A 19,204-nucleotide genomic window follows, 5' to 3' on the forward strand; every position below is an offset into this window, starting at 1 on the left:
CCAAACCCCGTTCGCCCTGAGCTTGTCGAAGGGCCGTTCCTTCTTTTCGACGTCCAAAAGAAGAGCGGTGCTTCGACAAGCCCAGCACGAACGGGGACAAGAAGCTTTCCTGTTTTCGCGCAAGCCGGGTAACGGCCCGCAGCGGGTCAGAGTTGATGCCCGGTCCGGTCGCGCTTCGTCGCGAGATATTGCGCGTTATACTTGTTCGTCGGCAGCGCGAGCGGGATGCGCTCGACGACCTCGACGCCCTCCTTCTCCAGCCGCGCGACCTTTTCGGGATTGTTGGTCATCAACCGGATGCGCGACACACCGAGCAGGGCGAGCATCCGCGCCGCGATCGCGAAGTCGCGTGCCTCGACCGGAAAGCCCAGCCGCAGGTTGGCGTCGACCGTGTCATAGCCCTGATCCTGCAGCGCATAGGCGCGCAGCTTGTTGACGAGGCCGATCCCGCGCCCCTCCTGCCGCAGATAGAGCAGCACGCCCCATGGCGCGTCGGCCATCGCGTGGAGCGCGGCGTGAAGCTGCGGCCCGCAATCGCATTTGAGGCTGCCGAGCACGTCGCCGGTCAGGCATTCGCTGTGCAGCCGCACCACCGGCGGGCTGCCGTCGCGCTTGCCGATGACGAGCGCGATATGGTCCGACGCCTCCTCCGGCGAGCGGAAAGCGACGATCTCGGCCGTTTCGCTCGCCGCGACGGGCAGCCGCGCCCGCGCCGCGATCGCGAGCCGCGCCGGGTCGAGCAGCCGCGCGACGTCGTCGGCCTCGCACTCGGTCTCGGCCGCACCCGCCACGGCGCGTACGAAGAAGGCGGGGAGCAGGCCGGCGTGGCGCGCCATCGTCATCGCCGCCGCGGCCGCTGCGTCGCCGCCGGTCGGAACGGTGCGGAACGGACCTTTCAGCGGATTGGCAAGGTCGAGCGCCGGGTCGGCGATCGCCAGCGCCGCGGCGATCCGGTCGGCCGCGGCCGCCAGCCGTACCGGGCCCGGCGTTGCGGCGGGGCGCTGGTTCGTGAGCTTCAGTGTCACGGCGCGCTCGCCCGACAGCAGCACGTCGGCGGCACCGGGCGCGAAGGCGGACAGCGCCGCGTCGCCCGCGCTCTCGATCGCGATCAGGTCGAGCGCGCCGTCCGGGCCGGTCACGCGCACCGGCCACCCGCGGCGCAGCGCGTCGATCGCGCGCGCCGCGCGGCGGGCGCCCCGGTCGCTCGCGCCGTCGCTCAAAAAGCGAACTCCGTGACCAGCGGGATATGATCCGACGGCCGTTCCCAGCCGCGCGCCGGCTGGACGACGCGGTGCGCGCCGGCGCGTGCGCGAAGATCGGGGGTCGCCCACATATGGTCGAGCCGGCGGCCGCGGTTCGACGCCAGCCAGTCCTTCGCGCGATAGCTCCACCAGGTATAGAGCGGCTCGGGCGCGGCGATGAAATGGCGGCCGAGATCGACCCAGTCCGACGCCGCCTGCAGCTTCGCCAGCGTCTCGACCTCCAGCGGCGTGTGGCTGACAACGTCGAGCAGCGCCTTGTGGTTCCACACGTCGCTTTCCAGCGGCGCGATGTTGAAATCGCCGGTCAGCACCGTCGGCTGGTCGAGCACGCCCGCCCAGTCGGTCATGCGGCCAAGGAAATCGAGCTTCTGCCCGAATTTGGGGTTGAGCGTCCGGTCGGGAATGTCGCCGCCCGCGGGGACATAGACATTGTCGAGCCGCACCCCGGACGGCAGCGTCACGCCGATATGCCGCGCCTCGCCGTTCGCCTGCCAGTCATAGCGGCGTACGTCGCTCAGCGGCAGCCGGCTGACGATGGCGACGCCATGGTGCATGCGCTGGCCGTTGGTGACGATGTGCTGATAGCCGAGCGCCTCGAACATGGTCTTGGGAAACAGGCCGCATTCGACCTTGGTTTCCTGAAGGCACAGGACGTCGGGCGCTTCCTCGCGCAGGAATTTCTCGACGATGCCGATGCGGGCGCGGACGCTGTTGATGTTCCAGGAAGCGATGCTTGTCATGGCGCAAGGCTCTATCGGCGCGTGGCGCGCGGCGCAATGCCGGCAGCTCCGACGGAATCGGAAAGGTTCCCGGCCCGAGAAAACATAAACCCCCGTTCCAGGGGCGGTGGAACGGGGGCTCAAGGTCAGCGTTCGTCACGCTCTTGAAAGAAGGTGCCTGGCAATCCGGGAGGGGCAACAGGGGGAAACCCAAATCCGGAGGCCGTGTCGGCGCCTTCGAGTGCCGGAATAGCGGCATTTCCCTGTCGCCAAGCTGAACGGGAGGGGCCATCCGGCCGTGCGATTGTCGTTCGTCGGCGATAGAAGGCCGCTCGTCGAACAGCGGGCCCGGGCCGCCGACCAGGCGAAGGAACCCTCCGGTCAGCGCCCCCGGCGTTTGGGCCGCGGGTCGGTCCAGCGGAAGGTCGAATCGGCGACCGGCACGTTGAACTTCTGGTTCGACAGGTCGATGCGGGTGCGGTTGTTCTGCGAATCGAGCGCCACCCAGCCGCGCAGGCGCAGCCCCGCCGGCGACGCCGCATCGCGGACGAAGACCATCGTGATCGTGCCATATTCGGGACGCTTGGGGTCCTTGACCTCGACGCTCAGCACATCCCTGCTGTCGGTCGGGATCAGCTTCGCATAGCGCGAAATGTCGCGGTCGGGGTCGAGCAAGGCGCCAAGCGGCGAATTCTTGACCGGCCAGCTCTGCACCTGATTGACCTCATAATCGATCATCGTCAGCCGGCTGCCGTCGCCGACGATCAGCAGCGGCACGCCCTTCTGATACTGAAAGCGGATCTTGCCGGGGCGCTTCAGCGTCAGCGTGCCCTTCAGCCGCTGGCCGTTGCGGTCGGTCTGGACGAAATCGGCGACCATCGAGGCGGTCGACTTCAGATGCTCCTGCACCGCGGCGAGCGTGTTCGAGGTCTGCGCGGCCGCGGGCACGCCCACGGCGAGGCTCGCTGCCGCAACCGGCGCCAGCATCCAGGCGGCGGCGCGGGTCAGCGCGCGGCGGGGAATCGTCAGGGTCATTTTGCTCTCGTTCCTGGTCATGATGGTGGGGCCATCGCATTCGGGCGTTGAATAGGCGCTGAACCCGGCGGTTAGATGCCGTTCAAGTCCTGATCGCCGGAATTGGTTCCCATCTGCACAGACAGGGATGATCGTCATTCGCAGGCCGGCATGGGCGGAATGGCGATCATCCCTAGCGCGGCTGGCCATATTGGTCGGTCAGCACGTCGCGGCGGCCGACATGATTGGGCGGGCTCACCAGCCCCTCCTCCTCCATCCGCTCGATCAGGCGGGCGGCGCTGTTATATCCGATGCGCAATTGCCGTTGCAGCCAGCTCGTCGAGGCCTTCTGGCTTTCGGCGACGATCTGGCACGCCTTCGCATACATGCGATCCTCGGCGCTGTCGCCGCCCGCCGGGGCGCCCTCCATCGCGAAGCCGCCGTCCTCGGGTTCCTCGGTGACGCTTTCGATATAGTCGGGCGCGCCCTGGCCGCGCCAATGGTCGGCGACCGCGCGCACCTCGTCGTCGGAAACGAAGGGGCCGTGGATGCGGGTGATCTGCTTGCCGCCGGGGACGTACAGCATGTCGCCCTTGCCCAGCAATTGCTCGGCGCCGCCTTCGCCCAGGATGGTGCGGCTGTCGATCTTCGAGGTGACGTGAAAGCTGATCCGCGTCGGCAGGTTCGCCTTGATGACGCCGGTGATGACGTCGACCGACGGCCGCTGGGTCGCGAGGATCAGGTGGATGCCCGCGGCGCGCGCCTTCTGCGCGAGGCGCTGGATCAGGAACTCGACCTCCTTGCCCGCGGTCATCATCAGGTCGGCCAGCTCGTCGACGACGACGACGATCTGCGGCAGCGGCTGATAGTCGAGCGTCTCCTCCTCATAGACCGGCTGGCCGGTGTCGGGATCGTAGCCGGTCTGGACGCGGCGCCCGAGCGACTTGCCCTTGGCGAGCGCGCCGCGGACCTTGTCGTTGTAGCCCGCGAGGTTGCGCACCGACAGCGACGACATCATCCGATAACGGTCCTCCATCTGCTCGACCGCCCATTTCAGCGCGCGGATCGCTTTCTTGGGCTCGGTGACCACCGGTGCGAGCAGGTGCGGGATGCCGTCATAGACGCTGAGCTCCAGCATCTTGGGGTCGATCATGATCAGCTTCACCTGATCGGGCCCGAGCCGATAGAGCAGCGACAGGATCATCGCGTTCAGCCCCACCGACTTGCCCGATCCGGTGGTGCCCGCGATCAGCAGGTGCGGCATCGGCGCCAGGTCGGCGATGACCGGGTCGCCGCTGATGTTCTTGCCCAGGATGATCGGCAGCGCTCCGGTCTGTTCCTGGAACAGCGCGCTGCCGATCATCTCGTGCAGCACGACCGGCTCGCGCTGCGCATTGGGCAGCTCGATGCCGATGACGGTGCGTCCCGGGATCGGCGCGATACGAGCCGACAGCGCCGACATGTTGCGCGCGATGTCGTCGGCGAGGTTGGAGACGCGGCTCGCCTTCGTCCCCGGCGCCGGCTCCAGCTCGTACATGGTGACGACCGGGCCGGGGCGCACGGCGGTGATGACGCCCTTGACCTGAAAATCCTCGAGCACCGATTCGAGCAGCCGCGCGTTGCGTTCCAGCCCCGCCTTGTCGATCTGCCCCGCCGGTCGCTCGGGGGGCGCCGCGAGCAGGTCGAGCGAGGGAAGCTGATAATGGGCGAACAATTCGGTCTGCGGCTTGGGCTTCGGCTTCGACGGCAGCGAGCGCTGGACCGGCTCGGCGATCTCGGGCGGCGCGCGGTCGCTCGGCTCGGCGCGCGGGCGCGGGCGGACGACGCGGTCGATCAGCGTCGGCGCCTTCGCGCCGGCCGGGGCCGCGGCGGCCGGCGCCAGCACGCGGCTTCCCTCGGCGGCGGGCAGCCGGAACCGCTTGTGCCAGCCGGGCTCGAGCCGCAGCGCCCGCCAAGCGAGCCACAGGCCCGACCCGATCAGGATCAGGATCGCCCCGATGCGCAGCAGCGCCGCGGCGGGCTCGCCCGCGCGGTCGAATAGCGGCGCCACGGCATTGCCCAGAATCAGCGGCACGATGCCGCCCCAGCCGGCCGGCAACGGCGCATCGCTGTCGGGCGCCCAGAGCTGCGCGCCGAGGCCGATGAGCGTGATCGCGACGCAGACCGCGATCAATTGCCGCTTCCAATAGGGCTGCGGCGTCGCCGCCCACAGCCGCCACGCCATGACCCCGAACAGCGGCAGCAGCAGCACGACCGGCACGCCGCCGACGAACAGGCCAAGGTCGGCGAACCAGGCGCCGGCGCTGCCCATCCAGTTCGCCGGATTGCCCCCGGCGGCGGTGTGGATCGCCGCGTCGGTGCCATCGTGGGTCAGAAAGGCGAGGGTCAGGAACAGGGTGAACAGGCCGAGCGCGACCGCCGCGGCGATCACCAGCGATCGCGCGATGCTTTGGCGGAAAAGGGTGCGCCAGTCGGCCTTTGCCGTCGCGGCCCTGCGGCTTGCCATGCGAAAATCGGTCCCCAACTTTGTTGACCCGGCCGATATGCACATGCGCCGGACTCGCCGTCAAGCGGCGCCCGACGGACCGTTCGCCGCTTCCCAAGACCGGTGCGGCGGAGTAGGGCAGGGCCCATGAGCGAAACCTTGCGCAGCGATGTCCTGATCTCGGGCGGCGGTCTGGTCGGCCAGGCGCTGGCGCTCGCCCTCGCCCATCACGGGCTGACCAGCCAGATCGTCGACCCCGCCGATCCGGTCGCGACGATCGCGCCGGGCTTCGACGGCCGCGCCTCGGCGATCGCGAGCGCGACGTGGCAGATGTTCGAGGTGCTGGGAATCGCCGGCCGCCTGTCGGGCAAAGGCTGCCCGATCCGCGCGATCCGGGTCAGCGACGGCGGGCCAAAGGAAAATGGGGGGGGCGGCGAACTCGATTTCGTCACCCGCGACGACGATCCCGCGCTCGGCACGATGGTCGAGAACCGCCAGCTCCGCCTCGCGCTCGCCGCCGCGCTCGCCGATGCGCCGCTGGTGCGGCTGCACATGCCCGCGAAGGTCGCCGCGCGCACGACCGATGCGCATGGCGCGGCGCTGACGCTGGACGACGGCACGGTGCTCGCCGCGCCGCTGTTGATCGTCGCCGAGGGACGCCGCTCGCCGACGCGCGACGCCGCGGGCTTCAGCATCGCGAACTGGTCCTATCGCCATCATGCGATGATCGGCGCGGTTGCGCATGAAAAGCCGCACGACCGGGTGGCGCACGAGATTTTCTTTCCTTCCGGCCCCTTCGCGCTGCTGCCGCTCGTCGACGACGAAGCGGGGCGGCACCGCTCGGCCTTCGTGTGGACGGTCGCAGAGAAGGACGGTCCGGCCTTCGCCAAATTGGGCGATCGCGGCTTCACCGCCGAACTCGAAAAGCGCGCCGGGGGCCTCCTCGGCGCGATGGAGCTGGTCGCGCCGCGCATGACCTATCCGCTCAGCTTTCACCACAGCGCGCGGATCGTCGGCGAGCGGATCGTGCTGGTCGGCGACGCCGCGCACGGCATCCACCCGATCGCGGGGCAGGGGCTCAACCTCGGGCTGCGCGACGTCGCGGCGCTCGCCGAAGTGCTGGTCGAGGGCGCGCGGCTGGGCCTCGACCTCGGCGACGCGGCGCTGCTCGCGCGCTATCAGCGCTGGCGCGGGCTCGACAATCTGATGGTCAGCCTCGCCACCGACGGCCTGACCCGTCTGTTCGGCATTCCCGGCCGCCCCGCCGCCGCGGTCCGCCGCGCCGGGCTCGGCGCCGTGCAGCGCCTCCCGGCGCTCAAACGCTTCTTCATGGACGAGGCGCGCGGCGAAGCGGGCGACCTGCCCCGTCTGCTTGCGGGCGCGGAGATTTGAGCGTCGCCCCTGCGAAGGCAGGGGCCGCAGGAGGTCTCGCGCAACATCGATAGCGGCCCCTGCCTTCGCAGGGGCGACGGAACAGTATTTCCACCTAGCCCCGCATCCCGTTCCCGCTAACCATATCCGCCTATCCCGGACCCGCGGCGCCAATCGCCGCGCGAGGAGGGGATGGGACCATGTCCGAAGACAGCGACGCGCTCGAACGCGCGGTGACCGACTATATCCAGGCGCGCGCCGCGCGCGATTGCGACGCGGGGCCGCGTGCCCGTATCCGCGCCGACCGCGCCTTCGCGAGGCTCGCCGCGCTGCTGGCGCCGCGCGTCCGCTATTTCACCCGGCGTTATGGCCTGACCGACGCCGCCGAGGATGCCGCGCAGGCCTGTGCGATCGCGATACACCGCGCCGCCGAACGCTATGATCCGCGCCGCGCGCGTTTCACCACCTATGTGAGCTGGCAGATTCGCGCCGAATTGCAGGCGCTGCGCCAGCGACAACGCGGCGGCGCGGCCCTGTCGCTCGACGCGCTCGCGGCCACCGGCGCCGCGGCATGGCTTGCCGAGCCCGGCGCGCAGGACGCCGCCGAGTCCCACGCGTCGGAGCGGCTCGCGCGGCGCTGCGCCGACCGGCTTCTCGATGACTGGACGGCGCGCCGCCGCGCCGCGCTCGCACGCCAGCCGCGCGCGGCGCGGGTCGAGTCGCGGGTGGCGGCCGAGGCGGCGCTGATCCGCCGCCGGCTGATCGATGTCGAAACCGAGACGAGACGCCTCAGCGAAAGCGAGCGCCACATCGTCCGCCGCGCGCTCGCCGATATCGCGCGGCGCGTTGCGGCGAAGCCCGGATTTCGTCCAGAATCATAGCCTGCGAGCCCGTCGCAGGGCGCCTATCGTTGTGAAGCGCCCTTCGACAGGCTCGCAGGCTATGGCCTTGTTCAGGCAATGTCATTGCAGCGTCGCGCGCCCGTCCTCGCCATCGAAGCGCCCGAAGAACTGCATCATCTGCACGACCAGCTCGGCCCGTATGTCGAGCGGCGTTGCTTCGAGCAGCGCCTGCTTGGCTGCTGCGTCGAAGGGCGCGACCTGCGCGATGCCGTTGACCAGCGTCTCGTCGTCGAGCTGCGCGACCGAATCCCAATCGACGACATAGCCCTGCCGCGCCGCGAATCGCTTTGCTTCGCGTTCGAGGCTCGCGCGCTCGATACCTGCCAGCACGGCTTCCTCCTCGGCCTCGCTCTCGATTTCGGCCTCGACCTGGCGAAAGGGGGTGGTGACGTCGAGTTCGCGGCGGACGCGAAAGCGGGCGACGCCTTCGAGCACCAGGTTGAAGCGCCCGTCGTCGAGCGCCTCGACATCGATAATCCGCCCGACGCAGCCGATGTCATAGAGCGCCGGCGGCTCGCGATCCTCCTCGCCCGCGATCTGGCGCGGCTGGATCATCCCGATCTGCCGGTCGCGTGCCAGCACCTCCTGCACCATCGCCCGATAGCGCGGCTCGAAGATGTGGAGCGGCAGGTGCAGCCCCGGAAACAGCACCGCGCCGGGCAGCGGAAAGATCGCGATCCGCTGGATGGTCAGGGGCGCCGCCTCGGTCATTAGCCGAACAGGATCAGCGACAGGCGGCGGCGCTGCGCCGCGACCCACGGGTCTTCGAGTCCGGTCGCCTCGAACAGTTCGAGCAGCTTGGCGCGCGCCGCGCCTTCGTTCCATTCGCGGTCGGCGGCGATGATATGAAGCAGATTGTCGGCGGCGGCGTCGCGCCGGCCGGCGCCGATCTCGGCCACCGCAAGGTCGAAGCGCACCTGCATGTCGTCGGGCTTGGCCGCGACTGCGGCCTCCAGCGCCGCAAGCTCGCCCGCGTCGGGGGCATCGGCGGCGAGCGCGAGCGCGCTCTTCGCCTGCGCGATCGCCGGGTCGCCCGCGATCTCGGCCGGCACCGCGTCGAGCGCCGCCTGCGCCGCGTCATGGTCGCCCGCCAGCAGCAGCGCGCGGACCAGCCCGCCGTGCGCCGCCGCATTGTCGGGCGCCATGTCGAGGATCTGGGTGAAGAGGCTCGCGGCACGCGGCCCGTCGCCCTCGGCCAGCACGCCCTCGCCCATCTCGATCAGCGGCGCGATCTCGACCGCGCGGGCGCTCGCCTCGCTTTCGATCGGAAGCTGCGCGAGCAACTGGTCGAGGATCGCCTTGAGCTGGCTTTCGGTGCGCGCATTGGTCAGGTTCGCGACCGGCTGGCCCTGAAAGATCGCATAGACGGTCGGGATCGACTGGACCTGGAACTGGCTCGCGATGAAGCGATTCGCATCGACGTCGACCTTCGCCAGCACGACGCCCTTGTCGGCATAGTCGGCGGCGATCTTTTCGAGCACGGGGGCGAACTGCTTGCACGGCCCGCACCATTCGGCCCAGAAATCCAGGATGACGAGGCTGGTCATCGACGGCTCGACGACGTCGCGCCGGAACGCCTCGACGGCTTCCTTTTCTTGCGGGTTCAGGCCCAATGTGGCCACGGCATGTCTCCTCGATCGCAACGGGGGAAACCGCTTATGTGGGATTTGGACGGCCGATGCCAACCCCGAGGCGCGCGCCTGCGCAAAAAGCATCATGGGGGCTTGCCGACTCCCGAAGCCGGTGCTAATCGCGCGCCTCACCCGCTGGCACCCACCGGTCGCCAGCCGCCAGAGCGGGCGTAGCTCAGGGGTAGAGCACAACCTTGCCAAGGTTGGGGTCGAGGGTTCGAATCCCTTCGCCCGCTCCAGTTTTACAAACATTTTCAATGATTTGTGCGGCACCAAATTTTGTGCCTTAGATCATATTTTCCTTTGGGCTACCACGGGGCTACCACGGGGCTACCACCAATTAAGGCGCTGGTCGCTCGCAGTCGCTGGAAGGTACCGACGGTTGCGCAAGTAATTGTATCGGTGACGCATTCAGGGCAATGTCCCCCATCCCTCGCTAGGAGAAGGTGGTGGAGGACCGGAAGGAAGTATTTCCGCTACGCATCGTCGCGGCTCGCTTCGTGGACAATGACGAACAGGCTGGCCTCGCCGAACTCGACCGCATCGCGGCGGATTCCTCCCGTCTTGTCCAAAACCGCTATTTGGCGCTTTGGTTGGCGCTAGTCGCGACCGCCGTCTCTGCGACTCTGATGCTAATCTTGGGGATCGTGTGGACTATCAACGAAGCGCCCGGCGCTGATACCTTGCTGATCGTAGGGCTAGCTTGCTTCATCCTGACAATGGCCGTGGTCGCGTCGTGGCGCGCCTTTCAATACGGGGGGATCAAGGCGTCCGCTCCGCAGGATGCCGCTTATGCCAACCCTGACGAGCCCGCAGCCCGGAACTTGGAACGATTGTTTGCTTTGCTCCAACGCGAGTCGACTCTGCGCGCGTTCTACCGGACGAAGAGCGGGGTGCGGCGGTATGTCGATCACCGCTATTTCTTCGGCAAACTTCGGGCTGCCCATGTGGCGCGAGAAGGAGCGATTCGCAGCGCGCTCGTCGGCCCGGTCGGCTTCTGGTTCGGCCGCGAGCTTTTCCTCGAAGCAGACATCGATAAGCTCATTGCGGACGCCAAAGCTCAACCGAGTCGCAAGGGAGCGCCGAAGCAGTACGATCATACCAATGCAATCATCGCGCTGATTGAGCATCCTCAGGTGCGCGCGCTCGATATCTCGAAGAAGCGTGGCAATCAGAGGGAAGTCATCGAGCTGATGGAAGAATGGTATCGCGGCAGGCGCCTGAAGGTCCCCAGCCAGACGCAGCTTGCACCGTATGCAAATCAAATTTTGGAGACGATCGCGAAAAATCGTTCGTCTTAATTCCACGCTGAATTACCGAGGAACGACGCATTTCCGCGCGTGCTGTTCGACGGCAATTACCGGGAAACAGTCGCGAACGGCGGATTCCCGGCACATCCGCATGCCGTTGGAACTGTCGGCGATTGGCTGCAAATGATCCTGTCGCCCGCCGCATCGCGGCACTCCAACGGAGGCGACAATGGATGAACTCGCATACTCGATTAACCGCACGGCCAAGGCGCTCGGCGTGGGCCGGAGCACAATCTACAAACTCATCAAGACCGGCCAGGTCGATGCGCTGAAGATCGGCACGCGAACGCTGATCACGACCGCATCCATCGCGCGACTCACCGAGGCTCGCCCCGAGACTTGATTTCGACGCGGCGAATTGCCGCCCGCCATTCCGATCACATCTCGATCCAGGAGGACAAGACATGTCCGTTCTTCGCAACGCTCTCGCTCGATTTTTTTCTTGGGGGCGAAATCCCAACATGCACGTCGACGCCGATGTCCAGACCGCCATCCACATGTGGCCGATCATCGAAAAGTTGCTCGCCCACGGCGAGGATGGCGACACCTACCGCGCTGCGGTCAATTTCTGGCGCGACGCCGAGCGGCCACCGCTGGCAGTCTACGATGGCGACGTGAGCCACTGCCACATCGATGGTCCGCTTCAACTGGCTGGCGACTTTGCACTTCCCTTGGGCGGTGAAATCTTCAGCCGCGGCGTCACGATTGCCCTCGACCCCTTCGAGGCGAACGACCTTCGCAATCATATACGGGCCGCCATCGAGCGCGCTATTCTCGCCTGGCTTGCGGACAATGGTCGCCGCGAATCTCCACCGGCCAAAAATCCTTACGACCGCCAAACAGCCGATCGCGAAGCGAAGGCAATGATCGCCGATTGGGCCGCTCGCAAGGGAGCAAAACGCCCCGTCACGGAGGGTCCGGATCATGTCTGAATCGATCGCCTTTGAGGCAAGGTTGCGGGGCCGCGATGCTACGCATCGGACCCGTAATTTGGATACACACCTCACGCACGGGTGCATCCAGCTTTTCCGCCACTTTTCGAGGGTGCGATCAGAGTGCGCCCCGTCGGCGCTTCGCCGAAGCGTCGCAATTCCGCCAAAAGTCGAGGGTGCGATCCGCACCCTCAGGGAGGCGGCGCGATGAAGACCGTCCAACATTCCATCCGCCTGCCCGCGGCGCTCGACACGGCACTTCGGGTGCTGGCCGACCGGCAGGGCAAGACGGTTTACGCGATGCTCCGCCGCTGTGTGAAGACAGGGATCGACGGCCAGGCCAATCCCACCGTCAGCAGCTCAGACGATCGCGAACTCGTCGCAGAGGTGGCGTCGATCAGTGCGCGTCTCGCCGATGTCGAACGCTTGCTCGACCGTACCCTGCACACAGCCTGCGCCGCTTACTGCTATGCGCGCAGCGGCGCGATGGGCGGCGACAAGACCGACGAGGTCATCACTGCCGAGACCAATCGGGCCTATGACCGGCAACGGGCGGCCGCGGGGGAAAGGCCATGAGCGAGCCCCATGATCTCCGGCTCCATGCCGAGACGCTGCGGCGTCACCTTCGCTACAGCCAGACCCGGCGGTTCAAACGACAGCTCGCGATCATGGTCTCGTCGATCGCGCTCGGCGGTTTGGCGGCGCCCTATCTGATGCTCGACCCGAGCATCCTTCGGGACACCGGCACCCATTATCACGCGAAGATGCTGTCATGGTTTGCAGGCGACGGCGGCGATCCAGGGATCGTCATCCGTTACGAGGGGAGAGACTATCTGAACCCCGCTCGCACGGTCGCGACCGATCCCTATTTTGTCCACCGGGCGAGCATCGCCAAGTCGTTTGTGATGCGCGGCGCCATGCTGGGGTTTGCCGGGTGGCTGTCAGGCCTGTTCCTGCTCCGCGATATCGCCGCGCGCCGACGCGAACGCGCGCTCCGCGATCGCGTCATCGACGGCACCAAGGTGACGAGCGAGAAGGAGCTTGTGAAGCTGGCGCGAGCCGAGGCCGGCGCGCAACCGCTAGCGATCGGCCCGGTCCCCTTTCCCCGCCGCCTCGAAACCCGGCACATGGCGATGGTCGGCACGACCGGCAGCGGCAAGACGACGGTGCTGCGTCAGATGCTTGACGGGATCGCCGCGCGCGGCGAAGCCGCGCTGGTCTATGACACCAGCGGCGAGTTCGTCGCCCATTATTACCGACCCGAGTGCGGCGACATCATCCTCAATCCGTTCGACGCCCGCTGCGTCTATTGGTCGCCCTTCGCCGAGATCGCGCATCCTGCCGATGCCGATCGCATCGCGCAGCAACTCGTCACGGAGACCAGTGATAAGGACAAGGATGTCTGGCTGGAGACCAGCCGCATCCTCGTCGCCAACATGATCCGGGAACTGTGGAAGGAGAAGAAGTGCACGCTCCCCGATCTCCTTGAAGCGCTGCAGAAGATGGACAAGGACAAGCTCAAAACCTGGCTTAAGGACACGTCGTCGGCGCGCACCTTCTCGGACGACGCCGACCGCGCCACCGGCAGCGTGCTCTTCATGCTCGCGAAGGCCGCGAACCTGATCCAGTTCCTTCGGATGCCAGAGGAAGGCGAGAAGGTCTTTTCGTTCCGGTACTTCATCTCCGGCCTCGACGAGACGAAGGGCGCCAAGCCGTGGATCTTCGTGCCGCGAAAGGAAGAACAATTTGCGGCGCTGAAGCCGCTGCTCGCCTGCTGGCTCGAATGCGCTGCAAGCGCCATGCTCGGCCTTGCTCCGTCATCCGACCGGCGCGTCTGGTTCCTGCTCGACGAGCTTGCCGACCTGCCGCGTGTCGACAATCTGACGCGTCTGCTGCCCGAGGGCCGCAAGTTCGGGGCGGCGGTCGTGCTGACCTTTCAGGGCGTCGGGCAGATGCGGCATCGCTACGGCGACGACCTCGCCGAATCCATGCTCGGCTGCTGCAACACCAAGCTCTTCCTCCAGATGGGCGACGCCGAGTCCCGGCACTGGGCGAGCGACACGATCGGTACCTGCGAGGTCGAGGTCCAGACCATGACCGGCGCGCTCGGCGATGGCGACGACAAGCCGCGGATGACGCTCGGCCGCCAGCGCAAGACCCGTCCCGCCGTGTTCGAAAGCGAACTCCGCCTCGCCCGCTATGAGGGCTATTTGCTGTTCCCCGATGGACTGCCCGTCGCGCGCATCGCGCTCACCGCCGATCATATCGAGAAGCGGGGCGAGCCGCGCCAGCCGGCTTTCGTCGCGGCGAATCCGGAGGCGACCCTCTGGCACCGGCCGTTGGAGGCGGCGCCCAAAGAAGAGGCCGACAGCGCTGTCCCGCCCCCGGCCGAGAAGCAGGCGGTCGAAAAGCCGAAACCAAGGAAAAAGCCACCAGCGCCACCGCCGGCTGACGATGGTGGGCCGATCTGATGGTCGCGTCGGTATCGGCGCTGACCAGCTCGGCGCAGGCGAGCAGCTATTATGAGGCTGACGATTATTACGCCGAGGGCGGGCTGTCGCCATCCGAATGGCAAGGCAAGGGCGCCGAGGAGCTTGGGCTGTCGGGCGATGTCAATCGTGACCGATTTCGGGAATTGCTCGACGGCAAGGTCGCGGGCCAGCAACTCGGCACGGTTCGGGACGGCCAGCTCGAACATCGGCCCGGCTGGGATGTGACGTTGAGTGCGCCCAAGTCGGTGTCGATCATGGCCGAGGTCGCGGGCGACCGGCGGTTGATCGAAGCACATGGGCAGGCGGTGAAGACCGCGCTCGCGCATGTCGAGGCGCATATGGCCGCGACCCGCGTCCGGAATGGCGGAAGCGTGATGCGCGAGGCCACCGGCAATCTCGTCGTCGCGAGCTTTCAGCATGGGACGAGCCGGGCACAGGACCCGCAACTCCATACTCATAATGTCATCTTGAACGCGACGCGGCGGGACGATGGAAGCTGGCGCAGCCTGGAACCGCGCGCGATCTATCAACTTCAGAAGCAGATCGGCGCCATCTACCGGCAAGAGCTGGCGTTGAAGGTCCGCGAACTCGGCTATGAGATTGCATCGGGCAAGGAGTCGATGTTCGAGATCAAAGGCGTCTCGGCAGACGTGATGGCGGCATTCAGCACGCGCAGTGCTGAGATCGAAGCGGCGCTCGGCGAGCGCGGAACGACGCGCAAGGAGGCCAGCGCCGCGGAAAAGCAGGTGGCCACGCTCGACACGCGGCAGGCGAAGGTCGCGGCCGATCAGGTTTCGTTGGTCGCGGACTGGCGTGCGACGGCCGATCGGGCAGGGTTCGATGCCGATGCGCGGCTATCGCTGGTGCGCGAGGCCGAGGCCAGGGCGGAGGGCGCTATTCACCTTCCCGATCCATCAATCGCCGATCGCGCCGTCGCCCATGCCGCCGACAAACTTGGCGAGCGGCAGTCGGTGTTCTCGGTCGCGGCGCTTCATGAGGAAGCGGGTCGGGTTGGCCTTGGGAAAATCGGCTATGCCGAGATCGGCGAGGCGATCGGCCGGGTGACAAATGAGGGGGAGCTGATCGACCGCACCTTCATCGATCGGCGCGGTGCCGCGTTTACAGGATTCACGACCTGCCAGAATATCGCGGCCGAGAAGACACTGCTTCGGATCGAAGCGCACGGGCGCGGTGCGCTAGCGCCGATCGCCTCGCCGCTTGCCGCCGCCAAGGCGGTTGCGGCAGCGGCGGCGCAGGCGGAGCGGTCTGGCTGTGGTTGGAACGCTGACCAGAGGGTCGCGACCGCAGAGCTCCTTACCACCCGCAATCGGATCACTGCGGTGCAGGGCTATGCTGGCACCGCCAAGACCACGACGGTGCTTGCGACCTTCGCGCGCGAGGCCGAGGCGCGCGGCGTGTCCGTGGTCGCGCTGGCGCCGACGGCATCGGCGGCAATGACACTCGGCGAGGCGCTCGGCACGCGCGGCGATACTGTCGCGAGGCATTTGCTCATGCCGGAAGGTTCGGCCCCCGGCCAGCCGATCGCTTGGATCGTCGACGAAGCTTCGCTTTTGTCGGCGCGCGATACCGCCCGGCTGTTCGACCTTGCCGAGCAGCAGGATGCGCGGATCATTCTTGTTGGCGACGTGAAGCAGCTCGGCTCGGTCGAAGCTGGTGCGGCATTCGCGCAGCTTCAGAACGCCGGCATGGAAACCGCCACGCTGGGCGAGATTGTTCGGCAGAGCAACACAGCAACCAAGGAGGCGGTGCTGGCCTCCATCGAAGGCGATGCGAGGAAGGCGCTCGCCGCGCTCGATCGCGGCGGCGGCCAGGTCGTCGAACATGCCGATCGCGCGGGCCGTTTCGCCGCGATCGCCTCCAGCTATGCCGGGCTCGACAAGGCGGCGCGGTCGCGAACGCTTGTGATCGAACCGTCGCGCGAAGGGCGCGATGCGCTGACGGCGGATATACGCGCGGCGCTGGTGAAGTCGGGCGCGCTTTCCGGTCCCGCCGTCGCCGTGGACAGTCTCGTCAACAAGGGGCTCACCCGCGCCGAGGCGCGCGATCCGCTAAGCTATGACCGGGGCGATGTCGTGCGCTTCACGCGCGACTATGCCGACAAGGGAGTCGCTCGGGGCGAAGCCTATCGTGTCGAAGCGGTCGATCCGGCGAAAGCCGCCATTGCGCTGAGGACCGAGGATGGACGCGAGGTCGATTGGCGGCTTCGCCAATGGGGCGCCGGCACGGTGCAGGTGTTCGCGCTTCAGAATATGGACCTCAGGACTGGCGACAGCATCCGCTTCACCCGCAACGATCGTGACGCCGGGCGGATCAACGGTGCGCGCGGCGAAGTCATAGCGATCGACGAGCAGGCGCGAACGGCGACGGTGCTTGGCGCTCGCGGGAAAGTGCAGACCCTCGACCTCGATGCGGGGCGGGACCGGCATATCGCCCATGCCTATGTCAATACAGCCTTCGTCGCGCAGGGACGCACCGCCGATCATGTCATCATCCACGCCGACAGCAAGGCGACCAATCTCGTCGACCAGAAAAGCTTCTACGTCGGCATTTCGCGCGCGAAGGAGTCGGCGACGATCGTCACCGATAATCGCGCGAAGCTGGTTTCGGCGATTAATGAACGCGCTGGCGCCGTGCAGACGGCCATCGCACAGGCTGCAATGCCGGCGGCCGAAGCTCACAAAGCAGCGGGCTCGGCATTATCTAAAAACCTTGCGGCATTCGGACTTTGACCTCTTCAACCGAGATTGCGCTGACAGAGAGCATTTCCACGTGCGGGCGCAGTTACGGCAGGAGGAGCCCCCACTCTGCCCGCCACCATTCTCGGTTCTCTATTGTGTCGACCACCCTGCAGTCGAGGCGGTCCAACGCCGGGTCCGAGATCATCGGGAACGCAGAGGGAATCTTGGAAAGCCAGCCAAGTGACGATTGTAACTCTTCCCAGGAGATCGAGTGCTTCAAGCCGTTCAACTCCCAGCTCAACGCGGCAGGGACGTCGCCGACCGACCCCATAATTCCGATTAGGCCGTGACAAATCCCGTTGCGGATATCCAACTGCCCCTGAAGCTGCGATCTGAGAGTAGCCGCTAGCAGGGAGCACAGCGTGTCGGGTGGCTGGGTCTCGACGACCGCGCCTTCCCAAGTTCCTATAACGGCTTTGATGCCGTGTGCCTTGCCCGGGAGAAATCCCAAGAGACGGACGACGTCATCGCGAGCAGACCGTTCAATCCTGGACCACAGCAGAATTAGCGATCCTATGGCGCCGCTCATCTGATGGAATGTCACATCCAATGGCATTTCATCTCTCTTAGAGAATTCATGGCAGGTCGGGCCAAGACCATAGAGGCTCATCGTCCATCACTTCTACGTGCGCGCTTGTTTCTGGAGCGATCGAAGGCGGAGCGGGCGGGTCAAATAGTTCGTCGAAAAAGTCGCCGAACCAGCGTTCGAACACGGCAATCTCCACTTCTGTGACGGGAAGCGGATCGGGCCAATCGTCGACCACATCCCACGTTGAGAGGTCATGCTTCGGTGGTCTGCCCATGTATTTTCCTCGCCCATTCTTAGAGGTCAGTTTGCTGAGCCCGCCCGGGTTCTAGAGTGTTGCCAATTGCCTCTCCGAAAATCGGTGGTCGGCAGATCGATCTACCGGCTACCCGATTGTCCTTGCCAAACCACTACAGTTTCTCGAAGATTCTATGAGCATGCGAACAGACGTCGATCACCTACCTGCCGCCAAGCAGCGCGAACTTGAACGCGTCGTCGAGACGATCTTCGAGGAGTTTCGGGGCGCGACCGAAAATGCGACCGGCCCGCGCAAGGGTGCGCGTATTCTCAAGATCATCCTGTTTGGCAGCCACGCGCGGGGCGACTGGGTCGATGCGCCGCTCTCGGCGAACCAATATAAATCCGACTATGACATCCTCGTCATCGTCAGCCAGAAAGAGATGACCGACCGCGCCGCCTATTGGGGGACCGCCGAGGAACGTCTCATTCGCGCCTACACGATCGAAAAGACCCTCCATACGCCGGTCAACTTCATCATCCACAGCCTGCACGAGGTGAATGACGGACTCTCGCATGGCCGCGTTTTCTTCATGGAGGTCGTGAAGGACGGGATCGCGCTTTACGAAGCGGACGATAGCGAACTCGCCACGCCGAAGCCCAAAACGCCTCCACAAGCGCTTGATGCCGCACGGGAGTATTTTGAGGAAAACTGCTCGGGAGCGGCGAGCTTCTTTCGCGGGTTCGAGGATGCACGACGGCACGGCGATTGGAAGAAGGCGGCTTTCGATTTACATCAAGCGGTGGAGCGGATGTACCAAGGACTGCTGCTCACCCTGACCTTCTATACCCCTTACAATCACAATATCGCCTTCCTGCGTTCGCTCGCTGAAGGACTCGACCGTCGCCTTTACGGCATCTGGCCCGAGGCGACGCATCGCGAACGAGCGATGTTCCAGAAGCTGAAAGAAGCGTACACGAAGGCAAGGTACTCAAAGCACTATCGGATCAGCGAAGAGGAACTCGCGTGGCTCGGCGAGCGCGTGGAGGAACTTGGTCGCGCGGTCCACCAAGTCTGTTCGGATAAGATCGCCGAGCTTGAGGTGGCGGCGCGCCGATAGGCGCGGGGCCGGACCCGCTTGCCGGGACTCCCGGATTCTGACATAATCCGTCTCACGGGATGGAACGACTGGCGGCCATTCCGGGGATAATCCTGCCAGGCATCATTTAGGTCCGGCCGCGTGTCGGACGGTTGCTGATAGCCGCACCAGCGGCACCACAGCGAACACCGCTTGCCCATCCGCGCGCACTCGCGCGGACCGCCGCGGTGCGAGCTACAAATGACACCCCCAACCATCGACGTTTACGCGCGCGAGGTCGTAATGGCGCGCGTCGGTCACCTCATCCGGCGCAAGCAGCGCGAAATCGAGCGCATCACCCGCATATTGCGTGGCCTCTTCGACCCGACGCTGTCAAACGGCGTTCAAAAGGGACCCCCGATCGGCGTCGAAGAGGGACCCCCTTTTCGGATAATATGATGCTGGTTTGTTGAAGATGGCCTTGC

At 66.1% G+C, this 19,204-nt stretch carries 17 protein-coding genes and 1 tRNA gene; 10 read left to right on the forward strand and 8 right to left on the reverse strand.

Features of this window, described 5'->3' with window-relative positions:
• Positions 1-146: 146 nt before the first annotated feature.
• From ribA to FHR21_RS19340, 4 genes are all read right to left on the reverse strand, one after another.
• Positions 147-1,220 (reverse strand): GTP cyclohydrolase II, encoded by a 1,074-nt coding sequence (ribA, locus tag FHR21_RS19325; RefSeq protein WP_184101333.1) that lies wholly within the window; start codon positions 1,218-1,220, stop codon positions 147-149.
• Positions 1,217-2,002, reverse strand: a complete 786-nt coding sequence (locus FHR21_RS19330) for an exodeoxyribonuclease III (protein WP_184101335.1) — start codon at positions 2,000-2,002, stop codon at positions 1,217-1,219. The genes ribA and FHR21_RS19330 overlap by 4 nt, the downstream gene beginning before the upstream one ends.
• Positions 2,003-2,362: 360 nt before the next feature.
• The gene (locus FHR21_RS19335) at positions 2,363-3,016 is read right to left on the reverse strand and encodes a LolA family protein (protein ID WP_184101337.1); all 654 of its coding nucleotides are present in this window, start codon (positions 3,014-3,016) and stop codon (positions 2,363-2,365) included.
• 172 nt (positions 3,017-3,188) lie between these two features.
• On the reverse strand, positions 3,189-5,501 hold the full coding sequence (locus tag FHR21_RS19340) for an FtsK/SpoIIIE family DNA translocase (protein WP_184101339.1): 2,313 nt from the start codon (positions 5,499-5,501) through the stop codon (positions 3,189-3,191).
• Positions 5,502-5,627: 126 nt separating this feature from the next.
• On the opposite strand from FHR21_RS19340, the gene FHR21_RS19345 reads away from it, so the two are divergent.
• Together FHR21_RS19345 and FHR21_RS19350 are read left to right on the forward strand one after the other, a co-directional pair.
• Entirely contained in the window at positions 5,628-6,872 is a 1,245-nt protein-coding gene (locus tag FHR21_RS19345; protein ID WP_184101341.1) for an FAD-dependent monooxygenase, read from the forward strand.
• 179 nt (positions 6,873-7,051) lie between these two features.
• On the forward strand, positions 7,052-7,732 hold the full coding sequence (locus FHR21_RS19350; RefSeq protein WP_184101343.1) for a sigma factor: 681 nt from the start codon (positions 7,052-7,054) through the stop codon (positions 7,730-7,732).
• A gap of 81 nt (positions 7,733-7,813) precedes the next feature.
• On the opposite strand, the gene FHR21_RS19355 is transcribed toward FHR21_RS19350, so the two are convergent.
• Both FHR21_RS19355 and FHR21_RS19360 read right to left on the reverse strand, forming a co-directional pair.
• Positions 7,814-8,464 (reverse strand): LON peptidase substrate-binding domain-containing protein, encoded by a 651-nt coding sequence (locus FHR21_RS19355; RefSeq protein WP_184101345.1) that lies wholly within the window; start codon positions 8,462-8,464, stop codon positions 7,814-7,816.
• The gene (locus FHR21_RS19360; RefSeq protein WP_184101347.1) at positions 8,464-9,375 is read right to left on the reverse strand and encodes a tetratricopeptide repeat protein; all 912 of its coding nucleotides are present in this window, start codon (positions 9,373-9,375) and stop codon (positions 8,464-8,466) included. Before FHR21_RS19360 ends, FHR21_RS19355 begins: the two co-directional genes overlap by 1 nt.
• 173 nt (positions 9,376-9,548) lie before the next feature.
• On the opposite strand from FHR21_RS19360, the gene FHR21_RS19365 reads away from it, so the two are divergent.
• From FHR21_RS19365 to mobF, 7 genes are all read left to right on the forward strand, one after another.
• Positions 9,549-9,623 (forward strand) — tRNA-Gly (locus FHR21_RS19365).
• A gap of 210 nt (positions 9,624-9,833) precedes the next feature.
• Positions 9,834-10,685, forward strand: coding sequence for a hypothetical protein (locus FHR21_RS19370; protein WP_184101348.1), 852 nt, complete (start codon positions 9,834-9,836; stop codon positions 10,683-10,685).
• Positions 10,686-10,863: 178 nt separating this feature from the next.
• Complete coding sequence (locus FHR21_RS19375; protein WP_184101351.1) at positions 10,864-11,037, forward strand: helix-turn-helix domain-containing protein; 174 nt, start codon at positions 10,864-10,866, stop codon at positions 11,035-11,037.
• Positions 11,038-11,098: 61 nt separating this feature from the next.
• A complete protein-coding gene (locus FHR21_RS19380; RefSeq protein ID WP_184101353.1) occupies positions 11,099-11,626 on the forward strand; it encodes a hypothetical protein in 528 nt (175 codons plus the stop codon).
• Positions 11,627-11,833: 207 nt separating this feature from the next.
• Entirely contained in the window at positions 11,834-12,202 is a 369-nt protein-coding gene (locus FHR21_RS19385; RefSeq protein WP_184101355.1) for a hypothetical protein, read from the forward strand.
• On the forward strand, positions 12,199-14,097 hold the full coding sequence (locus FHR21_RS19390; protein ID WP_184101357.1) for a type IV secretion system DNA-binding domain-containing protein: 1,899 nt from the start codon (positions 12,199-12,201) through the stop codon (positions 14,095-14,097). Before FHR21_RS19385 ends, FHR21_RS19390 begins: the two co-directional genes overlap by 4 nt.
• Positions 14,097-16,868, forward strand: a complete 2,772-nt coding sequence (gene mobF, locus FHR21_RS19395; RefSeq protein WP_184101359.1) for a MobF family relaxase — start codon at positions 14,097-14,099, stop codon at positions 16,866-16,868. The genes FHR21_RS19390 and mobF overlap by 1 nt, the downstream gene beginning before the upstream one ends.
• Before the next feature lie 52 nt (positions 16,869-16,920).
• Here mobF and FHR21_RS19400 read toward each other — a convergent pair whose 3' ends face one another.
• Together FHR21_RS19400 and FHR21_RS19405 are read right to left on the reverse strand one after the other, a co-directional pair.
• Positions 16,921-17,487 carry a hypothetical protein gene (locus FHR21_RS19400; RefSeq protein ID WP_184101361.1) on the reverse strand — a complete coding sequence of 189 codons (567 nt, stop codon included), beginning with the start codon at positions 17,485-17,487 and terminating at the stop codon, positions 16,921-16,923.
• Positions 17,453-17,680 carry a hypothetical protein gene (locus tag FHR21_RS19405; protein WP_184101363.1) on the reverse strand — a complete coding sequence of 76 codons (228 nt, stop codon included), beginning with the start codon at positions 17,678-17,680 and terminating at the stop codon, positions 17,453-17,455. Before FHR21_RS19405 ends, FHR21_RS19400 begins: the two co-directional genes overlap by 35 nt.
• Before the next feature lie 160 nt (positions 17,681-17,840).
• Between FHR21_RS19405 and FHR21_RS19410 the strand changes: the two genes are divergently transcribed.
• Positions 17,841-18,761 carry a nucleotidyltransferase and HEPN domain-containing protein gene (locus FHR21_RS19410; RefSeq protein ID WP_184101365.1) on the forward strand — a complete coding sequence of 307 codons (921 nt, stop codon included), beginning with the start codon at positions 17,841-17,843 and terminating at the stop codon, positions 18,759-18,761.
• The last annotated feature ends 443 nt before the right edge of the window (positions 18,762-19,204 follow it).

The organism is Sphingopyxis panaciterrulae (assembly GCF_014199295.1).
Lineage (GTDB): Bacteria > Pseudomonadota > Alphaproteobacteria > Sphingomonadales > Sphingomonadaceae > Sphingopyxis > Sphingopyxis panaciterrulae.

Bases quoted from the DNA above. Each gene is read 5' to 3' on its own strand.
- FHR21_RS19335 (WP_184101337.1), bottom strand. From the start codon at position 3,016: ATGACCCTGACGATTCCCCGCCGCGCGCTGACCCGCGCCGCCGCCTGG.
- FHR21_RS19330 (WP_184101335.1), bottom strand. From the start codon at position 2,002: ATGACAAGCATCGCTTCCTGGAACATCAACAGCGTCCGCGCCCGCATC.
- FHR21_RS19410 (WP_184101365.1), top strand. From the start codon at position 17,841: ATGCGAACAGACGTCGATCACCTACCTGCCGCCAAGCAGCGCGAACTT.
- FHR21_RS19380 (WP_184101353.1), top strand. From the start codon at position 11,099: ATGTCCGTTCTTCGCAACGCTCTCGCTCGATTTTTTTCTTGGGGGCGA.
- mobF (WP_184101359.1), top strand. From the start codon at position 14,097: ATGGTCGCGTCGGTATCGGCGCTGACCAGCTCGGCGCAGGCGAGCAGC.
- FHR21_RS19345 (WP_184101341.1), top strand. From the start codon at position 5,628: ATGAGCGAAACCTTGCGCAGCGATGTCCTGATCTCGGGCGGCGGTCTG.
- FHR21_RS19340 (WP_184101339.1), bottom strand. From the start codon at position 5,501: ATGGCAAGCCGCAGGGCCGCGACGGCAAAGGCCGACTGGCGCACCCTT.
- FHR21_RS19385 (WP_184101355.1), top strand. From the start codon at position 11,834: ATGAAGACCGTCCAACATTCCATCCGCCTGCCCGCGGCGCTCGACACG.
- FHR21_RS19400 (WP_184101361.1), bottom strand. From the start codon at position 17,487: ATGAGCCTCTATGGTCTTGGCCCGACCTGCCATGAATTCTCTAAGAGA.
- FHR21_RS19405 (WP_184101363.1), bottom strand. From the start codon at position 17,680: ATGGGCAGACCACCGAAGCATGACCTCTCAACGTGGGATGTGGTCGAC.
- FHR21_RS19375 (WP_184101351.1), top strand. From the start codon at position 10,864: ATGGATGAACTCGCATACTCGATTAACCGCACGGCCAAGGCGCTCGGC.
- FHR21_RS19355 (WP_184101345.1), bottom strand. From the start codon at position 8,464: ATGACCGAGGCGGCGCCCCTGACCATCCAGCGGATCGCGATCTTTCCG.
- FHR21_RS19390 (WP_184101357.1), top strand. From the start codon at position 12,199: ATGAGCGAGCCCCATGATCTCCGGCTCCATGCCGAGACGCTGCGGCGT.
- FHR21_RS19350 (WP_184101343.1), top strand. From the start codon at position 7,052: ATGTCCGAAGACAGCGACGCGCTCGAACGCGCGGTGACCGACTATATC.